We start from the raw sequence: 18,530 nt of genomic DNA, 5'->3' as shown, positions 1-18,530 counted from the left end.
CAGGCTGCGCCCTGTGCCTAAGCTTCGTGCACCTGACGGGACGCGACCATGAAGACGACGATCACCACGTCCGAAACGCCTGCCCATGACCGCAGCCGCCACTGGCATGACGCCATTGCGACGGCCTATTTCCCGCTCGACCTGCAATTCAAGAACCCCGACCACTTCGCGGGAGACCTGACGCTGTGGACGTTGGGGGATGTCTCGCTCTCCCGCCTCACCTCGGAGGCGCTGCAGTACCGCCGCCTGCCGCAGCACTTCAAGGTGGAGCGCGAGGAGCATTTTCTCGTCACCGTCCCGGCCCGCTCGGAGGTCTTCTTCTCGCAATGCGGCAAGGACGTGCGCTGCAATCCCGGCGGCTTCATCCTCGAGCGCAGCCACGAGCCCTATGAGTTCAGCCATGCCGAGGCGGCGGACCTGTGGGTGATGAAGGTCGAGGCCAAGGCGCTGGGTGGCCGCATCCGCCAGCCGGACCGCTTCTGCTCGCTGCAGTTCAATGCGACGGAAGGTGCGGGCGGGTTGTTCACCGACATGCTGCACCTGATCCCCAACCGCTTCGACGCCATGAGCCCGGAAACCCGCGCCACGGTGGGCCAGCAGCTGGTCGACCTGCTGGTGCTGGCGCTCAAGGCCGACGAGCGCACGCTCACCACCGGCAATTCCACCGTTCGCACGGCGCACCTCACGCGCATCGAAGCCTTCGTCCGCCGCAACATGGGTGACCCGGAGCTCGACCCCGAGGCCATTGCGCGCGGTTGCGGCATCTCCACCCGTTATCTGCACGAACTGTTCCGCGACACCAACCAGACGCTGGGCAGCTGGATCCGCGACCAGCGGCTCGAAGCCTGCCGCGAGGCGTTGCGCGACGGCTCCAACCGCCAGACGGTGGCCGAGATCGCCTATCGCTGGGGTTTCAGCGACCAGGCGCAGTTCTCGCGGGCCTTCAAGGCGCATTTCGGTGTTCCGCCCAAGGAGTACCGTGAGCAGGCCAGACTGAAGTCTCCTGCCCACGGCTAGTGCCATCAGCGTGTCGCCTGCTTCCAGGCGGCGGTGAGAATGGCCGTGCCCAGGGCGAGCTTCAGGATTTCCGCCGGGATGAAGGGCACGAGGCCCGCCGCCATGGCCTTCGGCGCGCCGATCAGCAGCGAGAGCCAGCCGAGGCCCAGCGCATAGATCGCGACCAGACCCACCAGAAGCATGGCGAGCGCCGAGACAACCGTGCGGCCATGGCCTCTGTCGGCGAGATAGCCGACCACCAGTGCCGCCAGCAGGAAGCCTGCGAGATAGCCACCCGTCGGGCCGGCCATATAGGCAAGGCCGGCACCAGTGGCGAAGACGGGCGCACCAACGGCGCCGAGGCCCAGCCAGGCGAGCACCGTGCCTCCGCCGAGGCGCATGCCCGCGGTGGCGCCGATCATCAGCACGGCCAGGGTCTGCAGCGTCATCGGCACCGGCCAGAAGGGCACCTGCACCTTGGAGGCCAGCGTGAGGATGACGACGCCGAGCCCCACGGCCGCCGCCTTGTGCAGCGCCTGGGATTTCGGGAAGGCGGTCGAGAACAGGTTTGTGTTCATCTGCATGATCCTCACAGAGATGCCTTCAGCTTGTCGTAGAGCTTCGCCTGGTCCTTCCGGGCCTTCAGCGCCTGCGCCATGGTCACTTCCACGAAGCGGGCCGGCGTGTGGGGCTGCAACTGCCCGATCAGGTCCATGTCGGCGGAGATCACGGTGCCGACCATGAAATAGCCGCCGCCCGACACCGCATCGCGATGCAGCACGATCGGCTCCGTGCCACCCGGCACCTGGATGGAGCCGTAAGGATAGCAGGCATCGACGATGTTGGAGGGGTCCGAGCCAGCACCGAAGGGCTGCTCGCGCGGAACGAAGTCCAGCGGGCGCCCGCCGCGGAAGCGATAGCCGATGCGGTCCGCCTCCGGCGCCACCTTCCAGGTGTCGGCGAAGAAGTGCTTGCCTGCATCCGCCGTGATGCGGTGCCAGTAGAGGCCCGGCAGCATGCGCAGTTCAGCCGGCGCGCCGGGCGCGCGGCGCAGCTTCTCGGGGATGGTGCGGCCTTCCCTGGCCCCCCTGCCCTTGCCGACGGGCAGCTTGTCGCCCGCCTCGAGCTTGCGGCCCTTGAAGCCGCCGAGCGCTCCCAGCGTGTAGGTGGAGCGCGAGCCCAGCACGAGCGGAACATCGATGCCGCCCGAGACGGCGATATAGGCGCGCGCGCCCTTCTTCAGGAAGTCGAAGGACAGCGTCTGGCCCTTCTTCACCTTGAAGGAGGTCCAGGTGTCGCGCGGGTCACCGTCGACACGCGGCGGAAGCTCGGCACCCGTCACGGCCACCGTCGCATCCTCGGTGAACTTGAGCTCAGGCCCCATGAACACGGCCTCCAGAACGGCAGCACCTTCCTTGTTGCCGACCAGCAGGTTGGCGGCCTTCAGCGCATAGCGGTCCATGCCGCCCGACAGCGGGATGCCGATATTGTAGTAGCCGGGCCGGCCCAAGTCCTGCACCGTGGTGGAAAGGCCGGGCTTGATGACGTTAACGGCCATTGAGCGCCCCCATCAGCTTGGCGTTGTAACCATCCATGTCCTTCTTGAATTCGGACAGGTCGAAGGTCACGTCCTTCATTTTCAGATTGAACTTGCCCTTCTCCACCGCAGCGACCGTGGCGTCATATTCCGCGCGGTCGATGGGCTTCCACTTGACGATATCGCCCGGCCGGAACAGGCACATGAAGTCCTTCAGGTGCTTGATCTTCTGGTTGGGGTCATAAATTGGCACCGGCGTGATGCCGAACATCTGGTAGCCGCCCGCACCCCGCACCGAATAGATGCAGCCGAAGCAGCCGCCATGGCCCACGGTGAGCTTGGGCGTATCCGTCCGTGGGCGGAGATATTTGGGTGACTGGATCTGCCGCTTGCGGTCCACCATCTGGTAGAGGAAGGGCAGCCCCGCCACGAAGCCCACCATGGAAACGAACCAGGGTGCGCCCGAATGCGCCTTGATGAAGCCGTCCACGCCATCGAGATTGTTGATGCGCGCGGTATATTCGATGTCGGTCGATTTCGGGTCCTGGTGGCGTTCGCGGAAGCGCATCAGCGTCTCGTGCGTCCACGGATCGTTGTAGAGCACCGGGATCTCGATGATGCGCGACTTGATGACGGGCTTGGCCTTGGCCGCCGCCTTCTCGATCGCCTTCAGCTCCTTCAGCATGTCGGCGGGCTTGATGACGTCCGGATCGAACTTCACCTGCATCGAGGCGTTGGCCGGGCAGATCTCGGTTACGCCCTTGATCTTCGCCTTCTTGATCGCCGTCGCCATGGACAGCGACTTGAAGAAGGCTTCGAGTGACATTTCCTCGTCGCACTCGACGAAGATGTGCTCGTCGCCTCCATAGGAATACCGCGTCTTCATTGCTGCGCCATCCTCCTCATGAATTCAGTCTGTGGGCATTGGCCTCGAGCCAGGGCTCGAGCCAGCGCGTGTGGAAATCCGCCTTCGCGACACTCTCGTCCTGCGCCAGCAACTGGTGCAGCGGCTTGGTGGTGGACAGGCCCTCGACCGCGAGTTCATCGAGGGCCCGCGCCATGCGGGCGATGGCGCCCGCGCGCGTCGTGTCCCAGACGATCAGCTTGCCCAGAAGCGAATCATAGAAGGGCGGCACCTGGTAGCCCTGGTAGAGCATGGTGTCGAAGCGCGTGCCGGGCCCGCCGGGAACGCGCAGCGCCGTCACCGTGCCGGGGGCGGGCTGGAAGTTCTTCGCCGGGTCCTCGGCATTGATGCGCACCTCGATGGCGTGGCCGTTGATCCGCACGTCTTCCTGTCGGATCGACAGGGGCTCGCCACCGGCAATACGGATCATCTCGCGCACCAGGTCGATGCCGGTGATCATCTCGGTGACCGGATGCTCCACCTGGATGCGGGTGTTCATCTCGATGAAGTAGAAGTGATGCGTCACGTCGTCATAGAGATATTCGAGCGTGCCGGCGCCGCGGTAGTTCACCGCCTCAGCCAGTGCCACGGCAGACTCGCAGAGCTTCTCGCGCACCGTCTGCGGCAGCACGGCGGAGGGTGCTTCTTCCCACACCTTCTGGCGGCGGCGCTGCAGCGAGCATTCGCGCTCGAAGCAGTGGATGGCGCGCTGGCCGTCGCCGAGGATCTGCACCTCGATGTGGCGCGCCCGCTCGATCACCTTCTCGATGTAGAGACCGCCGTCACCGAAGGCCGCCTTGGCCTCGGCGGAGGCCTGCGGCATCAGCGTCTCGAATTCCGCCATGTCATGGGCGATGCGGATGCCGCGCCCGCCACCGCCCGCCGCGGCCTTGATCATGACCGGAAAGCCGATCGCCATGGCGATGTGCCTGGCGTGTTCCGGGTCATCCACGCGGCCGTCGGAGCCGGGAACCACGGGAACACCCGCCGCCTCCGCCGCGACCCGCGCCGCCACCTTGTCGCCCATGACGCGGATGGAATCGCCCTTGGGTCCGACGAAGACCAGCCCCGCAGCCTCCACCGCATCGGCAAAGCCCGCATTTTCGGCAAGGAAGCCATAGCCGGGGTGCACGGCGTCGGCGCCCGTCTCCTTCGCGGCCTTCAGGATGTTTTCGATGTTGAGATAGGATTTGGCGGCATGTGGCGGGCCGATGTTCACCGCCTCGTCGGCCATCTTCACCGCCAGCATCTCGGCGTCCGCCGCCGAATGCACCTGCACGGTCCTGAGCCCGAGCTCCCGCGCCGCGCGGATGATGCGCACCGCGATCTCGCCGCGATTGGCGATGAGGAGCTTCCGGATGGCCATGCTCAGCCTATCTCCGCCAGCGGTTGCCCGGCCATCACCGGCTCCTCGTTGTCGGCCACGAACTTGATCTTGCCGGCGGCATCGGCCTTCACCTCGGTGAAGGACTTCATCACCTCGATCAGCCCGATGACGTCGCCCTTGGCGACCTTGTCGCCGTCATTCTTGTAGGCGGGCTTGTCGGGCGCCGGCTTCCTGTAGAAGGTTCCGGGGAGGGGCGAGAGAAGCTGGGCCATTGTCTGTCCTCGTTTCTGTAAAAATGTCAGGCGGCGTCGATATAGGGCTTCACGGCGTCGCGCACGGCCTGCGCAATAGCGACCGCATTGGGCGTATCGGAGTGGACGCAGATCGCATCGGCGCGCACCGTGACGTCACCGCCGCCCACGCCCCTCACCTTGCCCTCGCGAATGGCGCGCAGGCAGAGTGCGGCCGCATGGGCCGGGTCCTTCGCCTCATGCTCGCGGGTGATGATGAGGGAGCCATCGTCGCGGTAGTCGAGATCGGCATAGAATTCGGCGATGAATTTGTGGCCGCGCGCGGTGTAGACCTTCTCGTGGAAGGTGTTGATCATGCCCATCAGCGGCACCTTGAAGACGTCAGCCGCATCGGCCACGGCCTGCGCCACCTCCTCCATCCGCGCCGCCATGCCGTAGAGCGAGCCATGGGGCTTGATGTGGTTGAGGGTCATGCCCTCGGCCTCGAGGAAGCCCTTGAGCGCCCCCACCTGGTAGATGATGCAGTTGGTGAGCTCGTCGCGTCCCATCTTCATCTCGCGCCGGCCGAAGCCCTGCAGGTCAGGGAGCGAGGGATGCGCGCCCACCTTCACGCCATGCTTCCTGGCGAGCTGCACGGTGGTGCGCATGTGGTTGAAGTCGGAGCCATGGAAGCCGCAGGCCACGTTGGCCACGTCGATCAGCGGCATCAATCCCGCATCGTCGCCCATCTTGTAGAGGCCGAACGCCTCGCCCATGTCACAGTTGATGACTGTCACCTGAACCTCCTGCCCTGTGCGTCCTGCGCTTAAGCGCCATCTTGTCCCAAGAGCTTGCGGGACAACGCAAATATTGTAAAATCAGAAAAACTGCATCCCGCTATCGGAAAATCAGATATGCCACTTTCGCTCAAGCAGGTCCGCTATTTCATCGCCACGGCGGATGCGGGCCAGGTGAGCCAGGCGGCAATCGAGCTCAACGTCTCGCAGTCAGCCGTGACGGCGGCGATCAAGCAGCTGGAGGACGACACGGGCGTCGCCCTGTTCAAGCGGCTGCCCACGGGGGTCTCCCTCACCGCCGAGGGGGCGCGCTTCCTGCAGCACGCCCGCAACATCATGGCCGCGGTGAATGCAGCGCAGCATGCCCCCCTCACCGAGGACACCGCCATCACCGGCACGGTGCGGATCGGGGTGTCCTACACGGTCGCGGGTTATTTCCTGCCGCGCCACTACACCCGCTTCGCGCGGAGCTACCCGCGCATCCGGGCCGAGCTCTATGAACTTCCCCGCAACGCCATCGAAGGCGGGTTGAAGGATGGCTCGCTGGACCTCGCCGTGATGCTCGTCTCAAACCTGCAGGACCGCAAACGCCTGGCCTATGAGACGCTCATCCGCTCCCGACGCCGGTTGTGGCTTCCCGTGGAGCATCGGTTGCTCGCCGCCGACACCATCACGCTCGAGGACGTGGCGGCGGAACCCTATGTGATGCTGACGGTGGACGAAGCCCACCAGACGGCGGGGCGCTACTGGAAGCCGACGGGGCTGCGGCCCGGCGTCATCTTCACCACCTCCTCGGTCGAGGCGGTGCGTTCCATGGTGGCTGACGGCATGGGGGTGACCATCCTCTCGGACATGGTCTACCGCCCGTGGTCGCTGGAGGGGCAGCGCATCGAGCTGCGCAACATCGTGGCGGATATCCCCACCATGGACGTTGGACTGGCCTGGAACCCCTCGCGGGACCAGAGCCCGGCCGCCCGCACCTTCCACGAGTTCATGAGCCTGTCCTTCGGGGGTGCCGGAAATTGAGCCTCATGCCCCCTCCCGCCGCATTGCCTGAGGGCCGAACAGCGGCTAGCAATGCAGGCGAGGCTGCGCCGTGAAACATGTGCCTGCAGACATGCCCCGCATTTCCGCCCGCCGGCTGACGGCACGCGAGGTCGCGGCGCGCGCCGGTGTTTCCGTATCGGCCGTGTCGCGCACCTTCACCGCCGGCGCCAGCGTGTCGCCGGCCACCCGCCAGCGCGTGCTTGCGGCAGCGCGCGAGCTGGGCTACCGGCCCAACCTGCTGGCCCAGAGCCTGATGACCGGGCGGACGAAGCTCATCGGGCTGGTGTCCAACAACTTCGACAATCCCGCCTTCATGGAGATCTTCGATCACTTCACGCGCCTGCTGCAGCAGCGGGGGCTTCGTCCCCTGCTTGCCAATCTTTCCGGGCAGACGGAGTCCGCCGCGGCCCTCGACATGCTGCTGCAATACAATGTCGACGGGGTCATCATCGCCTCGTCCACGTTACCGCAGTCATTCCTCGAGGGCTGTCGCGCCGCCGGCCTTCCGGTCGTCCACGCCTTCGGCCGGGCGCGGACGGCTCGGGGCATTGCGGTGGCGGGCGTGGACAACCGGGCCGGCGGCAAGCTCGCCGCCCGGACACTGGTCGAGCGCGGCTACCGGCGGATCGCCTTTCTCGGCGGCCCGGAAGCGGCCTCCTCGACGGTCGACAGGCTCTCCGGGCTGTGTGCCGGTCTTGCCGAACATGGACTCGCGCCCTGCGAGGCCATGTTCGGCGCATCCTACTCCCATGAGACAGGACAGGCTCTGATGCAGCAGCTTCTTGGCCGTGGGAGTTTCGATGCGGTGTTCTGCGGCGATGACATTCTCGCCATCGGCGCACTCGATGCCTGTGTCGCGAAAGGCATCGAGGTTCCGCGCCGGATCGGCATCCTCGGCTTCAACGACATCGCCATGGCGGGGTGGACATCCTATGGCCTCACCACCATCCGCCAGCCCCTGGCCGAGATCATCGGCGCCGCTGTGGAAATGATCTCCGGCATGGTCGAGGACGGCAGGCCTGCCGTGTCTCGGCGGTTTGCCTGTTCGCTGGTGGAGCGCACGTCGCTCAGGCGGAAGCGCTAGTCCGGCCCAAGGTTTGTGATCACGTCACGGGCCGCGGCGCGCAGGCCGGGAATCGTCGCCGACAATATCTCGTTTCGGTCGAAGCGTTCGGGATGCTCCGCCAGCACCTGACGCAAGGCGCCGCCGAAGGCCTGCCGGAGTTCCGTGCCGATGTTGAACTTCGCCACGCGGTACTGGCGTGCGAGCAACCGCCGCGTCACGGGGTCGATGCCGCTGCCGCCATGCAGCACCAGCGGAACCTGCGTCACCGCCGCGATGGCACCCAGCGCGGCCATGTCGATGCCCCGCGTCTTCTCGGTCTGCAGGTGCACATTGCCGACGGACACCGCCAGGGCGTCGACCTCCGTCTCGGCCGCGAAGCGCACGGCATCGTCTGGCGCGGTGAAGGCAGAGGCCGGGCCACCCGCATAGCCCACGTAGCCGACCTCGCCCTCGACCGAGACACCGGAAGCCCGCGCGGCCTCGACCACGCGGCGGGTGAGCGCAATGTTCTCGGCAAGCGGCAGGGACGATCCGTCGATCATCACAGAGGTGAACCCCGCCTCGATGCCCCGGAGGCACTCGTCCAGCGTTGTCGCATGATCGATGTGGCAGGCAACCGGGACCCGCGCATTTTCCGCGACGTGGCGGAACATCGCCCCGAGCACGGCTACGGGCGTGTGGCGGCGCGCACCCGGCCCGGCCTGCAGCACGATGGGAAGGCCCGTTTCGTCCGCCGCCTCGGCGAAGGCCCGGGCATCCTCCCAGCCGAGCACCACGAGCCCAGCCACGCCGAAGCTACCGGCCCGGGCGACATCCAGAATCTCGCGCAGCGTTGCGACCGTCATTTGAACTTCGCGATCATGTCCTTGATGCCGGGGATGGTCTCGACCTGGTAGGCGTGTTCGGGCTGGAAGAACTGCACCAGCGGGCGCTGGCTCAAGCCCCCGAGGATGGTGAAGTAGTACATCTCGTAGCCCGGCGCCGCGACGCAAGGGTGATAGCCCCGGTCGAGGACGACCGTGGAGCCATCGATGATATGATAGGCATCGCCCACCTTGCCGTCCTCCCGCTGCACCAGCTGCAGGCCGAAGCCGTGCGCCGGGCGGAAACGGAAGTTGTAGGTCTCGTCATGGCGGGTCTCGTCCGGCAGCCGGTCGGTATCATGCTTGTGCGGCGGAAAGCCGGACCAGCCGCCCGCCCCCACCGTGAAGAGCTCCGACACCAGCAGGCGGCCCACCCGGTCGCGGTACTTGGCGCCGAGGATGTGCTTGATCTTGCGGTGCGTCTTGGTGTCGTCGGAGCCATATTGCACCACGTCGATGTCGGCGCTGCGCACCGCGAAGGGTTCGCCGCCGCCATCGAAGCGAGCGCCGGCGATGAACACTTCGGCCGTCTCGGAGAGGCAGGTGAAGCGCGCCCTCGTGCCCGGCGGCACGAACACGCCCTCCGGTTCGCCATCCCACACGTCGAGGCCGCGGTTGCCGATGGCGGCGAAGCGCTCGCCCCCGGCGTCGACGTCGAGCGTGCCCGTGGCAGGCACCACCGCCGTCTCGTAGCCGGGCACGCGATACTCGAAGGACACGCCGCGGCCGAGCTTGACGATGTTGAAGTAGTTGAGCGGCACGCGCGCATCGTCGATGCCGACGATCGGCGCGTTGCGATTGTTGAAGGGTGGAATGTGCATGCTGTCCTCAGGGCGCGTGGCGCGAGATGAAGGCGTCGAGTTCGGCGGCGGCGGGCGAGGCGGGGGCACAGCCCACGCGGGTGACGGTGATGGCGGCGGCAGCCGTGCCACGCCGCACGGCGGCGGGCAGGCCAAGGCCCTGCGCCAGGCCGGTGACGAGGCCCGCCATGAAGGCATCGCCCGCTCCGGTGGGCTTCAGTGCCGCAACGGGGAAGATGGGTGTTTCGAAACTGTCGTCGCCGGAGAAGGTGACGGAACCCCTCTCGCCCATCTTGTAGATGACGGCGGTGCAGTCTCCTGCCAGATGCCGTGCATGGTCTAGCCCGCCGGGTCCACCGGCGAGCACGTCGAATTCCAGGTCGTTGCCCACGACCACGTCACTCAACCCCGCGGCATCGGCACAGATGGCGGCGGCCTCGGCAGGGTTCGCCCAGGAATAGGGGCGGTAGTCGATGTCGAGGATGACGGGCCGCCCGGCGGCACGCGCCATGCGCATGGCAAGGAAGGTGGCGGCGCGCGAGGGTTCGACGGCGAGGGCAGTGCCGGTGACGATGAGGGCCCCATGGTCTGCGAAGCCGATCGCCGCCACGTCCTCGGGCCGCAGGGCGAAGTCCGCCGCGCCGTTGCGGTAGATGACCGACTGGCAATCGGCGAGGCGGGTTTCCACCACCGCGAGTGACGTCCGTGCTTCGCCGCCCGCGCCGAGCACGTGCTGCAGGCCCACGCCATACTGCGCCAGTTCGTTGCGCACGAAGCGGCCCACCGCATCCTCCGACAGGGTTGTGACGAGCGCCGCCGTGCCGCCGAGCTTGACGATGCCCGCCGCGATGTTGGCGGCAGAGCCACCCAATGCAGCCGTGAAGTTCCGTGCCGCTTCGGCGCGCGTGCCCGGCGGATCGGCATAGAGGTCCATGCCGGCGCGGCCCAGCACGAGAAAATCATTGGCGGCGATCTGTGCCATATGGGAGCGTGGCGTGCGGTTCATGCATCCGCCTGTTCTTGACGGGTGAGGATAGGTGGTGTGTAGTTTCGTTGCAAGCGCTTGCAAGGCGAGGTGTTTTCACGTGTCGCGCATCGGAATCGGCATCGTCGGCGGCGGCTACATGGGCAAGGCGCATGCGGTGGCCATGTCTGCCGTGGGCCCCGTGTTCGACACGGCACTCCGTCCGTCGCTCGAGGTCATCTGCACCACCACGCCCGAGGGTGCGGCGGAGAAGGCCCGGCAGTTTGGCTTCGCCCGCGCCACCGCCGACTGGCGCGAGCTCGTTGCCGACCCCAGGGTCGATGCGGTGGTGATCGCCAGCCCGCAGCACACGCACCGGGAGATTGCGCTGGCAGCGCTGGCCGCCGGCAAACACGTGTTCTGCGAGAAGCCCCTAGGCCTCGGCGTGGCCGAGAGTTCCGAGATGCTGGCAGCGGCCGAGGCCAGCGGCTGCATCCACATGACGGGCTTCAACTACATCCGCACGCCCGCCTCGCAGCTCGCGCGGCAGATCCTGGCCAATGGCGAGATCGGCGCGGTGACATGGTTCCGCGCCGAGCACACCGAGGATTTCTGCGCCGACCCGGCGCAACCCGCCTCGTGGCGCACGCGCGGCCGCGCCAACGGCAACATGGGCGATCTCTCGCCGCACATCATCAATGCGGCACTGGCCTTCATGGGCCCGATCGCCAGCCTCTGCGCCGAGATCGAGACGGTGCATGCCACGCGGCCATCGCCTGCCGGGCCGGAGGCCGTCACCAATGACGACCAGGCGCAGATCATGTGCCGCTTCGCCTCCGGCGCCATGGGGCACCTGTTCATCAGCCGCGTCGCGACCGGCCGCAAGATGGGCTATGCCTATGAGCTGCATGGCACCCGGGGGGCCATCCGCTTCGACCAGGAGGACCAGAATGCGCTATGGCTCTACAAGGCCGAAGGGCCAGAGGGGCGGCGCGGCTTCAGCAGGATCCTGACCGGCCCCGAGCACCCGGACTACAAGGCCTTCTGCCTTGGTCCGGGCCATGGCACCGGCTACCAGGACCAGATCATCATCGAGGCGCGCGACTTCCTTGCCGCCATTTCTGAAGGCCGCCCGCGCTGGCCGAGCTTCGCCGACGGGCACCGGGTGAACCAGGTGATCGCGGCAGCATGGCTGTCGCATGAGCGGCGCGGCTGGGTGGATGTGGCATGAACAGACGGGGCACGGCATGACACGACTGAACTGGGGCATGATCGGCGGCGGCGACGGGAGCCAGATCGGCCCCGTGCACCGCATCAGCGCCACCATGGACGGGTTCTTCACGCTCAGGGCGGGTGCCCTCGACGCCGACCCGGAGAAGGGCCGCGCCTTCGCGCAGCAGATCGGCATCGCGCCCGATCGCGCCTATGGCGACTGGCGCGAGATGCTGGCAGGCGAACGCAACCGCCCGGACCGGGTCGACCTCGTCACAGTGGCCACCCCCAATGCCACGCATTACGAGATCACCAGGGCCTTCCTCGAGGCCGGCATCCACGTGCTGTGCGAGAAGCCGATGACGGTGACGGTGGCAGAGGCCGAGGACATTGCCGCCACTTCGGCGCGCACCGGCGCCATCTGCGCGGTGAATTACGGCTATACCGGCTATCCGCTGGTGCGCCACATGCGGGCCATGGTGGCGCGCGGCGAGCTTGGCCGCATCCGGCTCTGCGTCGTCGAGTTCTCCCACGGCTTCCACGCCGATGCCGCGGATGCCGAGAACCCGCGGATGCGCTGGCGCTATGACCCCGCCCAGGCCGGGCTTTCGGGCCAGTTCGCCGATTGCGGCATCCATGCCCTCAACATGGCGAGCTTCGTCACCGGCGAGAATGCACGCGAACTCTCGGCCGACTTCCTCTCCGCCATCGCCAGCCGCAAGCTGGAGGACGATGCCATGGTGAACATCCGCATGGATGGCGGCACCCGGGTCCGGCTGTGGACGAGTTCCGTCGCGGTTGGCAGCTTCCATGGCCTCAACATCCGCGTCTTCGGCGAACAGGGTGGGTTGCGCTGGGCCCAGCAATGGCCCGACCAGCTGCACTGGACGCCGCTCAACGGCCGCACCCAGGTGATCGAGCGCGGGGCGGCGGACTCTGCCGACGCAGCGCGCGCCACGCGCATCGCCACCGGGCACTCGGAAGGCATGCTGGTGGCCTTCGCCAACATCTATGCCGACCTCGCGGAAGCGATCCATGCCAGGCGCGAGGGCCGCGCCCCCGACCCTGCGGCCTGCCATTATCCGACAGCGGTGGATGGCCTGCGCTCGATCGCGGCGATCAGGGCTGCGGTCGACAGCGCCGCGCAGGGCGGCGACTGGGTGGATGCCCGGCCGCCATCGCTGCGGCCATAGACACTACAGCTCGCCACCCAGATAGAGCGCCCTCACGCGGTCGTCCGCCAGCAGCTCCGCCGAATTGCCGGAGAGCGCCACGCTGCCGGTGGTCAGTGCATAGGCGCGCTGCGAGATGCGCAGCGCCATGCGGGAATTCTGCTCGACCAGCAGCACGCTCACCTTTTCGTCCCTGTTGATGGCGACGATCGAACGGGCGATGTCCTGCACCAGCTTGGGCGCGATGCCGAGCGAGGGCTCATCCAGCAGCAGCAGCCGCGGCTTCGCCATCAGGGCACGGCCGATCACCATCATCTGCTGTTCGCCGCCGCTCATGGTGCCCGCGGCCTGCGTGTAGCGTTCCTTGAGGCGGGGAAACCGCGTCAGCACGCTCTCCAGCGTGCGGGCGATGTCGGCCTTGTCGGTGCGGGTAAAGGCGCCCATGAGCAGGTTGTCCTTGACGCTCATGTAGGGGAACACGCGCCGCCCCTCCGGCACCATGGCGATACCGGACTTGACGAGGTCCGCCGGGTCCTTCCCGTCGATGCGCTGGCCCGCGTAGAAGATTTCGCCCTTGCGGATCTTGCGGAGCCCCGTGATGGCGCGCAGGATCGAGGACTTGCCGGCACCATTGGCGCCGATGAGCGCCACCGTCTCGCCCTCGTTGACGCTCAGCGACACGTCACGCAGCGCATGGACGTGGTCGTAAAAGAGGTCGACGTTGCGGAAGTCGAGGATCTGGCTCATCGTCTAAAGTCCGATCGCTTCGTCCTCGACGCCCAGATAGGCCTCGATGACGCGCTGGTTGTTCTGGATCTCGGAAGGCGTGCCCTCGGCAATTTTCTCGCCGAAATTCAGCACCACGATGCGGTCGGAGATCTTCATCACCGCCGGCATGTCATGCTCGACCAGCAGCACGGTGAGGCCGCGCTCGCGCAGCTTGCGCACCATGGCCACGGCCTTCATCGTCTCGTCATGGTTCATGCCCGCGAATGGCTCATCGAGCAGCAGCACCGTGGGGTTGGTGGCAAGCCCGATGGCGATGCCAAGGGCGCGAAGGTGGCCATGCGGCAGGTTGCGGGCCAGTTCATTGCCGATGCCGTCGAGGCCGAGGAAGGCGAGGATCTCGTCCGCAGATTCAGCAAAGCGCGCTTCATCACGCCGCGCCTCCGCCGAGCCCATGAAGAAGCCGAGCAGCGAGGCCCTGGCGCGCAGTTGATGCGCCACGATGACGTTGTCGCGCACACTCATGTTGCGGAAGATCGTCGTTTCCTGGAAGGTGCGCACCACGCCCTTGCGCGCCGCGATGTGCGGCGCCTGGTTGGAAATGCGCTCGCCGCGGAATGTCACCTCGCCCGTCGTCGGCTTGAGGAAGGACGAGATCAGCTTGAACAGCGTCGACTTGCCCGCACCATTGGGACCGATGACCGAGAGGATCTCCTTCTCGTTCACCGCGAAACTCACGTCATTGACGGCGGTGAGGCCGCCGAAGCGCTTGGTCAGTCCCCTGACTTCGAGAATCTGTCCCATGCCTCAGCCCTTCCGCTTCGCGCCGAGGCTGAGGAGCCCGTTGGGCAACACCAGCATCAGCACGATCATGGCGGTGGAGTAGATCAGCAGCTGGTACTTCTCCATCGAGAACAGCAGGTTCCAGCCAAGATAGAGCACCAGTGTGCCCAGCATCGGCCCGAAGACGTAGCCAAGCCCGCCGAGGAAGCAGTTGAGCATGAAGTTCACGCTGTCGGTCACCGTGAAGCTGGAGGGATAGATCGACTGCGTGGCGCCGATGAATACCGCGCCCGCAATGCCGCCGAGGAAGGAGGAAATCGCATAGGCCATGACGCGCAGTGCCGCGATGTTGACGCCGATCGAGGAGGCCAGCTCCTCGTTCTGCTGCAGCGACATGCAGATGTGGCCAATGCGCGAGTGCACGAGGCGATACATCAGCGCGAAGCACATGATCATCAAGACCATGGAGAGGTAGTAGAAGGCGATGCGCGGGTTCTCGAGCGTTGCGAAGTCAGGCACCAGGGTGAGGCCGAAAAGCGAGATCGGCCCCGGCGGCGGGATGGAAGTGATGCCCTTGGCGCCATTGGTGATCGGCACGGCCAGCGCGAGCAGCCGCATGACCTCGGTGAGGATCAGCGTCACCATCGCGAAATAGACGCCGCGCAGGCGCAGGATCGGCACGCCGATCAGGATCGAGGCCACGGCGCAGAACAGGCCGGCCACCGGCAGCGTCAGCCAGAAGGACCAGCCGTAATACATGATGAGGATGGCCGACACATATCCACCCATCAGCGCATAGGCACCCTGCCCGATGTTGATGCGGCCGATGAAGAAGGTGAGCCACACGCCCGCACTGGCGATCGACAGCAGCCCGATCGAGGTGAAGACGTAATAGAGGTCCGTCCGCCCCGTCGCCGCGATGAGCCACGGCACAAGGATGAAGACGGTGATCAGGAAGAGGACGAGCCCGGTGAGTTTCTTGGTCATGGCGCTCAACCCCAGGGCTTGCCCATCAGGCCGTTGGGCCTGATCGAGAGGAAGACCATCAATGCCGCGAAGATGACGAGATAGGTGACGTCGCCATATTCGCGCAGCACGGTGAGGCCCACCGACTCCATCATGCCGAGGATGAAGCCGCCGGCGATGGCACCGCCGACCACACCGGCACCGCCGATCATGATCATCATGAAGGCCTTGACCGATATCGGTCCGCCGATCCCCGAATTCACGCCGGTGATGGAAACGAGCAGCCCGCCAACCACGCCCGCCAGCATGGCGCCCATGGCAAAGCCGATCATGGTGTAGCGGTCGACCTGAACGCCCATCAGCTGGGCCGCCACGCGGTCCTGCGCCAGGGCCCGCATGGCGCGGCCGGTCCTGGTGTATTTCATGAAGGCGATGAAGGACAGGATCATCGCGGCGGCGACGACACCCACCACGATGCGGTCATAGGGCAGGATGATGCCATAGTCGTTGAACACGCCCTTGACGATCTTCGGCACGCCGCGCTGCTTCTCACCGAAGATCAGCAGCATCACCGCATCGAAGAAGAAGGCAGTGGCGGCGGCGAGCAGCATGGTGCTCTCCTCGCGATGGCTGCGCCGGATCACGGTGCGGAACAGGTAGCGCTCCATGAAGCCACCGATGACGGCCAGCGTCAGGCCGGAGCAGATGACGGCAACGGCAAAGGGCAGGCCCAGCTGGCCATAGACCGTGTAGGTGATGAAGCCGCCCAGGACATACATCTGGCCATGGGCGAAGTTCAGCACGTTCATCAAGCCGAAGATGAGGGTGAGCCCAAGCGCGATCAGGGCATATTGCGCCCCGAGATAGAGACCGTTTGCGATGACCTGTTCCATCCGCCGCCCGCAAGTTTCGTGAAATGGCTGAGGGGCCCGGCAAGGCCGGACCCCCTGTGTCGTGTCGTGTCAGGCGAGCATCAGTCGACGGTGCCGACGAAAAGCGTCTCGAACTTGCCGTCCTTGTACTCGTTCACCACCATCGGCACCGCCACCTGGCGCTTCTGGCCGAAGGAGGTGGAGCCGACATATTTCAGCTTGGCGTTCGGGTCCTTCAGGTAGGGGTTCGCCGCCTCGAAGCTGTCGATGGTCTTCTTGAACTCCTCGACATTGTCGATCGCGGCCGGGTTGGCCTTGATGGTCTCGAGGATGTAGTCGAGCGCATAGACCTTGGTGTTGGACTCGTCGTTGTATTCACCGAACTTCTTGGTGTAGCGGTCCACGAACTCCTTCATGTGGTCCGACGCGATCTCGGGTGTCGAGGCGCCGCCGACCGAGATGAAGCCGTTGGCGAGCTCGCCCGCACCTTCCTCGATCACCTTGGCGTCCTGCGCCGTCTCGGTGGAGATCAGGCCCTCATAGCCCAGTTCGCGCGCCGCACGGATGAGCAGCGGCGCATTGGCGGGAGCGACACCCGAGAGCACCAGCAGGTCCGGCTTCAGTGCCACGATGGGGGTGAGAACGGGCGTGAAGTCGCGCGTGTCGTTCTGGTAGGTGTCCTTGTCGGCGACGACCTCGAGGCCCAGCGCCTTGGCGGCGGCGACCCCTGAGTCACGCTGGCTTAGGGGATCGGACTCGTTGGCGGCGACGAAGGCCACCTTCTTCACACCCTTGTTGTCCATCAGGTACTTGTAGATGGCGGGGCCCGACTGGTAGTTGGCGATCATGCCGAGGACGGCGTTCGACGCCGGTGCGGTGTAGAGTTCCTTCGGGAAGGCATAGGGGAAATAGATGATGCCGTTCTTCTCGGCCACCGGGCGCACCGCGGCAGCACCGTCATCGACGTTCGGGCCCACGACGTAGTGGATGCCCTCCTGGGCCATCTTTTCCATGCCTTCGACGGCGCGCTTGGGGTCCTTCTGGTCGTCGAAGGTGACGATCTCGATCGTGTAGGTCTTGTCACCGATCTTCACGCCGCCCAGTTCATTGTACCAGTCGGCGAGCGTCTGCATGGAGCGCACGTTGGACGTGCCCCAGGCCGCGGCCGGGCCGCTGGTCACGCCGACGAAGCCGATCTTGAGGTTGGCGTCGGCGGCGGAGGCCGCATGGGCTCCGGCGAAAAGGGCCAGCGCACTGGCGGCACCGATCAAGGCACGGCGGGAAATCATAAGCATGGTGTTCCTCCTGTCAGGTCTGACGTTCTTCCCATCGAGTGATCCGGCGGCGCCGCATGGCCTGCGGTCTCCGTCTGGCTGCCGGTCTGATTTTGAGGTTGGACTCGAATGCCGAAACATGCAATGAAAAAACACAACTGTATACACTTGGCTATGTTTCAGGCAGCCTGCCCAATTGCTGGTCACGCCGCCTGCGGGATCAACGGCGACATGAAGATCAAGGTCATCAACCCCAATACCACCACCTCGATGACGGCAACGATTGCAGCTGCGGCGCGGGCCGTCGCATCGCCGGGAACCGAGATTATCGCGATCACCTCCCGATCCGGCGCCGTGTCGATCGAGGGGCACTACGACGAGGCGATGAGCATCGTCGGCCTCGTCGACGCCATCAACGAGGGCCCGGTGGCGGATGCCCACGTCATCGCCTGCTTCGGCGACCCGGGCCTGCTCGCGGCGCGCGAGATCGCGGCGGGGCCGGTGCTGGGCATCGCCGAGGCCGCCATGCATGCGGCGAGTTTCGTGGCCACCGGCTTTTCCGTCGTCACCACCCTGGAGCGCACCCGCATCATTGCCGAGCACCTCGTACGCAACTACGGCATGGAGCACCACTGCCGCCGGGTGCGCGCCACCGACATTCCGGTGCTGGAGCTCGAGAAGCCCGACTCCAACTGCCGCAAGCTGATCCTCGAGGAATGCGAGCGCGCCATCGTGGAGGACGGCTCGGGCGCCATCGTGCTGGGCTGTGCCGGCATGGCGGACCTCAATGCCTGGCTGGAGGACAAGCTCGGCGTGCCGGTCATCGACGGGGTCACCGCCGCGGTGAAATTCGCCGAAGCCCTTGTGTCGCTGGGGCTTCGCACCTCGAAGCGGGGCGACCTCGCCTATCCGCTGCACAAGCCCTACAAGGGTGCGCTCTCGGCCTATGCACCCGCCGACCGCAATCCCGCCCCCACGCGCAAGCTGGGCTGAG

At 66.1% G+C, this 18,530-nt stretch carries 20 protein-coding genes; 6 read left to right on the top strand and 14 right to left on the bottom strand.

Annotated elements, in window-relative coordinates; translation table 11 throughout:
* Positions 1-48: 48 nt before the first annotated feature.
* Positions 49-1,017, top strand: coding sequence for an AraC-like ligand-binding domain-containing protein (locus DK847_RS09540; protein WP_111198062.1), 969 nt, complete (start codon positions 49-51; stop codon positions 1,015-1,017).
* Between the two features lie 5 nt (positions 1,018-1,022).
* Here the strand turns inward: DK847_RS09540 and DK847_RS09535 are convergent, their stop codons facing one another.
* The 6 genes from DK847_RS09535 to pxpA are packed head-to-tail and all read right to left on the bottom strand — an operon-like array spanning position 1,023 to position 5,791.
* Positions 1,023-1,574 carry a biotin transporter BioY gene (locus DK847_RS09535; protein ID WP_111198175.1) on the bottom strand — a complete coding sequence of 184 codons (552 nt, stop codon included), beginning with the start codon at positions 1,572-1,574 and terminating at the stop codon, positions 1,023-1,025.
* Between the two features lie 11 nt (positions 1,575-1,585).
* Positions 1,586-2,554 (bottom strand): 5-oxoprolinase subunit C family protein, encoded by a 969-nt coding sequence (locus tag DK847_RS09530; protein WP_111198060.1) that lies wholly within the window; start codon positions 2,552-2,554, stop codon positions 1,586-1,588.
* Entirely contained in the window at positions 2,544-3,419 is an 876-nt protein-coding gene (locus DK847_RS09525) for a 5-oxoprolinase subunit B family protein (RefSeq protein WP_111198058.1), read from the bottom strand. Before DK847_RS09525 ends, DK847_RS09530 begins: the two co-directional genes overlap by 11 nt.
* Positions 3,420-3,435: 16 nt before the next feature.
* Entirely contained in the window at positions 3,436-4,803 is a 1,368-nt protein-coding gene (locus tag DK847_RS09520; RefSeq protein WP_111198056.1) for an acetyl-CoA carboxylase biotin carboxylase subunit, read from the bottom strand.
* A 2-nt stretch (positions 4,804-4,805) separates the two neighbouring features.
* Positions 4,806-5,036 (bottom strand): acetyl-CoA carboxylase, encoded by a 231-nt coding sequence (locus DK847_RS09515; RefSeq protein ID WP_111198055.1) that lies wholly within the window; start codon positions 5,034-5,036, stop codon positions 4,806-4,808.
* A gap of 26 nt (positions 5,037-5,062) precedes the next feature.
* Positions 5,063-5,791, bottom strand: a complete 729-nt coding sequence (gene pxpA / locus DK847_RS09510; protein ID WP_245414572.1) for a 5-oxoprolinase subunit PxpA — start codon at positions 5,789-5,791, stop codon at positions 5,063-5,065.
* A 117-nt stretch (positions 5,792-5,908) separates the two neighbouring features.
* On the opposite strand from pxpA, the gene DK847_RS09505 reads away from it, so the two are divergent.
* Both DK847_RS09505 and DK847_RS09500 read left to right on the top strand, forming a co-directional pair.
* On the top strand, positions 5,909-6,817 hold the full coding sequence (locus tag DK847_RS09505) for a LysR family transcriptional regulator (RefSeq protein WP_111198052.1): 909 nt from the start codon (positions 5,909-5,911) through the stop codon (positions 6,815-6,817).
* Between the two features lie 91 nt (positions 6,818-6,908).
* Positions 6,909-7,922 carry a LacI family DNA-binding transcriptional regulator gene (locus DK847_RS09500; RefSeq protein WP_111198050.1) on the top strand — a complete coding sequence of 338 codons (1,014 nt, stop codon included), beginning with the start codon at positions 6,909-6,911 and terminating at the stop codon, positions 7,920-7,922.
* Here DK847_RS09500 and DK847_RS09495 read toward each other — a convergent pair.
* From DK847_RS09495 to iolC, 3 genes are read right to left on the bottom strand one after another with little or no spacing between them, the layout of a single operon-like run.
* Positions 7,919-8,749 (bottom strand): class II fructose-bisphosphate aldolase, encoded by an 831-nt coding sequence (locus DK847_RS09495; protein ID WP_111198049.1) that lies wholly within the window; start codon positions 8,747-8,749, stop codon positions 7,919-7,921. The two genes, DK847_RS09500 and DK847_RS09495, sit on opposite strands and share 4 nt — an antisense overlap.
* Complete coding sequence (locus DK847_RS09490) at positions 8,746-9,588, bottom strand: 5-deoxy-glucuronate isomerase (RefSeq protein ID WP_111198047.1); 843 nt, start codon at positions 9,586-9,588, stop codon at positions 8,746-8,748. The genes DK847_RS09495 and DK847_RS09490 overlap by 4 nt, the downstream gene beginning before the upstream one ends.
* Before the next feature lie 7 nt (positions 9,589-9,595).
* A complete protein-coding gene (gene iolC / locus DK847_RS09485) occupies positions 9,596-10,573 on the bottom strand; it encodes a 5-dehydro-2-deoxygluconokinase (protein ID WP_245414571.1) in 978 nt (325 codons plus the stop codon).
* Between the two features lie 79 nt (positions 10,574-10,652).
* Between iolC and DK847_RS09480 the strand changes: the two genes are divergently transcribed.
* Positions 10,653-11,762, top strand: a complete 1,110-nt coding sequence (locus DK847_RS09480; protein ID WP_111198044.1) for a Gfo/Idh/MocA family protein — start codon at positions 10,653-10,655, stop codon at positions 11,760-11,762.
* 16 nt (positions 11,763-11,778) lie between these two features.
* A complete protein-coding gene (locus tag DK847_RS09475) occupies positions 11,779-12,936 on the top strand; it encodes a Gfo/Idh/MocA family protein (RefSeq protein WP_111198173.1) in 1,158 nt (385 codons plus the stop codon).
* 3 nt (positions 12,937-12,939) lie between these two features.
* Here the strand turns inward: DK847_RS09475 and DK847_RS09470 are convergent, their stop codons facing one another.
* The 5 genes from DK847_RS09470 to DK847_RS09450 form a co-directional block, all read right to left on the bottom strand.
* Complete coding sequence (locus DK847_RS09470; protein WP_111198042.1) at positions 12,940-13,662, bottom strand: ABC transporter ATP-binding protein; 723 nt, start codon at positions 13,660-13,662, stop codon at positions 12,940-12,942.
* Positions 13,663-13,665: 3 nt separating this feature from the next.
* The gene (locus tag DK847_RS09465) at positions 13,666-14,445 is read right to left on the bottom strand and encodes an ABC transporter ATP-binding protein (RefSeq protein WP_111198040.1); all 780 of its coding nucleotides are present in this window, start codon (positions 14,443-14,445) and stop codon (positions 13,666-13,668) included.
* Between the two features lie 3 nt (positions 14,446-14,448).
* Entirely contained in the window at positions 14,449-15,411 is a 963-nt protein-coding gene (locus DK847_RS09460) for a branched-chain amino acid ABC transporter permease (protein WP_111198038.1), read from the bottom strand.
* Positions 15,412-15,416: 5 nt separating this feature from the next.
* Positions 15,417-16,283: a branched-chain amino acid ABC transporter permease gene (locus DK847_RS09455; protein WP_111198036.1), complete on the bottom strand. Its 867-nt coding sequence runs from the start codon at positions 16,281-16,283 to the stop codon at positions 15,417-15,419.
* Positions 16,284-16,363: 80 nt separating this feature from the next.
* A complete protein-coding gene (locus DK847_RS09450) occupies positions 16,364-17,551 on the bottom strand; it encodes an ABC transporter substrate-binding protein (protein ID WP_111198035.1) in 1,188 nt (395 codons plus the stop codon).
* Between the two features lie 216 nt (positions 17,552-17,767).
* Here DK847_RS09450 and DK847_RS09445 point away from each other — a divergent pair, with 216 nt between their 5' ends.
* The gene (locus tag DK847_RS09445) at positions 17,768-18,529 is read left to right on the top strand and encodes an aspartate/glutamate racemase family protein (protein ID WP_111198033.1); all 762 of its coding nucleotides are present in this window, start codon (positions 17,768-17,770) and stop codon (positions 18,527-18,529) included.
* Position 18,530 lies beyond the last annotated feature (1 nt).

This window comes from Aestuariivirga litoralis (assembly GCF_003234965.1).
Lineage (GTDB): Bacteria > Pseudomonadota > Alphaproteobacteria > Rhizobiales > Aestuariivirgaceae > Aestuariivirga > Aestuariivirga litoralis.
The sequence above is the reverse complement of the archived record's forward strand: the minus strand, read 5'-3'. Positions and strand labels throughout refer to the sequence as shown.

Excerpts from the sequence above, each read along its gene's own strand:
- DK847_RS09540 (WP_111198062.1), top strand. The coding sequence starts at position 49 with ATGAAGACGACGATCACCACGTCCGAAACGCCTGCCCATGACCGCAGC.
- DK847_RS09535 (WP_111198175.1), bottom strand. The coding sequence starts at position 1,574 with ATGAACACAAACCTGTTCTCGACCGCCTTCCCGAAATCCCAGGCGCTG.
- DK847_RS09530 (WP_111198060.1), bottom strand. The coding sequence starts at position 2,554 with ATGGCCGTTAACGTCATCAAGCCCGGCCTTTCCACCACGGTGCAGGAC.
- DK847_RS09525 (WP_111198058.1), bottom strand. The coding sequence starts at position 3,419 with ATGAAGACGCGGTATTCCTATGGAGGCGACGAGCACATCTTCGTCGAG.
- DK847_RS09520 (WP_111198056.1), bottom strand. The coding sequence starts at position 4,803 with ATGGCCATCCGGAAGCTCCTCATCGCCAATCGCGGCGAGATCGCGGTG.
- DK847_RS09515 (WP_111198055.1), bottom strand. The coding sequence starts at position 5,036 with ATGGCCCAGCTTCTCTCGCCCCTCCCCGGAACCTTCTACAGGAAGCCG.
- DK847_RS09505 (WP_111198052.1), top strand. The coding sequence starts at position 5,909 with ATGCCACTTTCGCTCAAGCAGGTCCGCTATTTCATCGCCACGGCGGAT.
- DK847_RS09500 (WP_111198050.1), top strand. The coding sequence starts at position 6,909 with ATGCCCCGCATTTCCGCCCGCCGGCTGACGGCACGCGAGGTCGCGGCG.
- DK847_RS09495 (WP_111198049.1), bottom strand. The coding sequence starts at position 8,749 with ATGACGGTCGCAACGCTGCGCGAGATTCTGGATGTCGCCCGGGCCGGT.
- DK847_RS09490 (WP_111198047.1), bottom strand. The coding sequence starts at position 9,588 with ATGCACATTCCACCCTTCAACAATCGCAACGCGCCGATCGTCGGCATC.
- iolC (WP_245414571.1), bottom strand. The coding sequence starts at position 10,573 with ATGAACCGCACGCCACGCTCCCATATGGCACAGATCGCCGCCAATGAT.
- DK847_RS09475 (WP_111198173.1), top strand. The coding sequence starts at position 11,779 with ATGACACGACTGAACTGGGGCATGATCGGCGGCGGCGACGGGAGCCAG.
- DK847_RS09470 (WP_111198042.1), bottom strand. The coding sequence starts at position 13,662 with ATGAGCCAGATCCTCGACTTCCGCAACGTCGACCTCTTTTACGACCAC.
- DK847_RS09465 (WP_111198040.1), bottom strand. The coding sequence starts at position 14,445 with ATGGGACAGATTCTCGAAGTCAGGGGACTGACCAAGCGCTTCGGCGGC.
- DK847_RS09460 (WP_111198038.1), bottom strand. The coding sequence starts at position 15,411 with ATGACCAAGAAACTCACCGGGCTCGTCCTCTTCCTGATCACCGTCTTC.
- DK847_RS09455 (WP_111198036.1), bottom strand. The coding sequence starts at position 16,283 with ATGGAACAGGTCATCGCAAACGGTCTCTATCTCGGGGCGCAATATGCC.
- DK847_RS09450 (WP_111198035.1), bottom strand. The coding sequence starts at position 17,551 with ATGATTTCCCGCCGTGCCTTGATCGGTGCCGCCAGTGCGCTGGCCCTT.
- DK847_RS09445 (WP_111198033.1), top strand. The coding sequence starts at position 17,768 with ATGAAGATCAAGGTCATCAACCCCAATACCACCACCTCGATGACGGCA.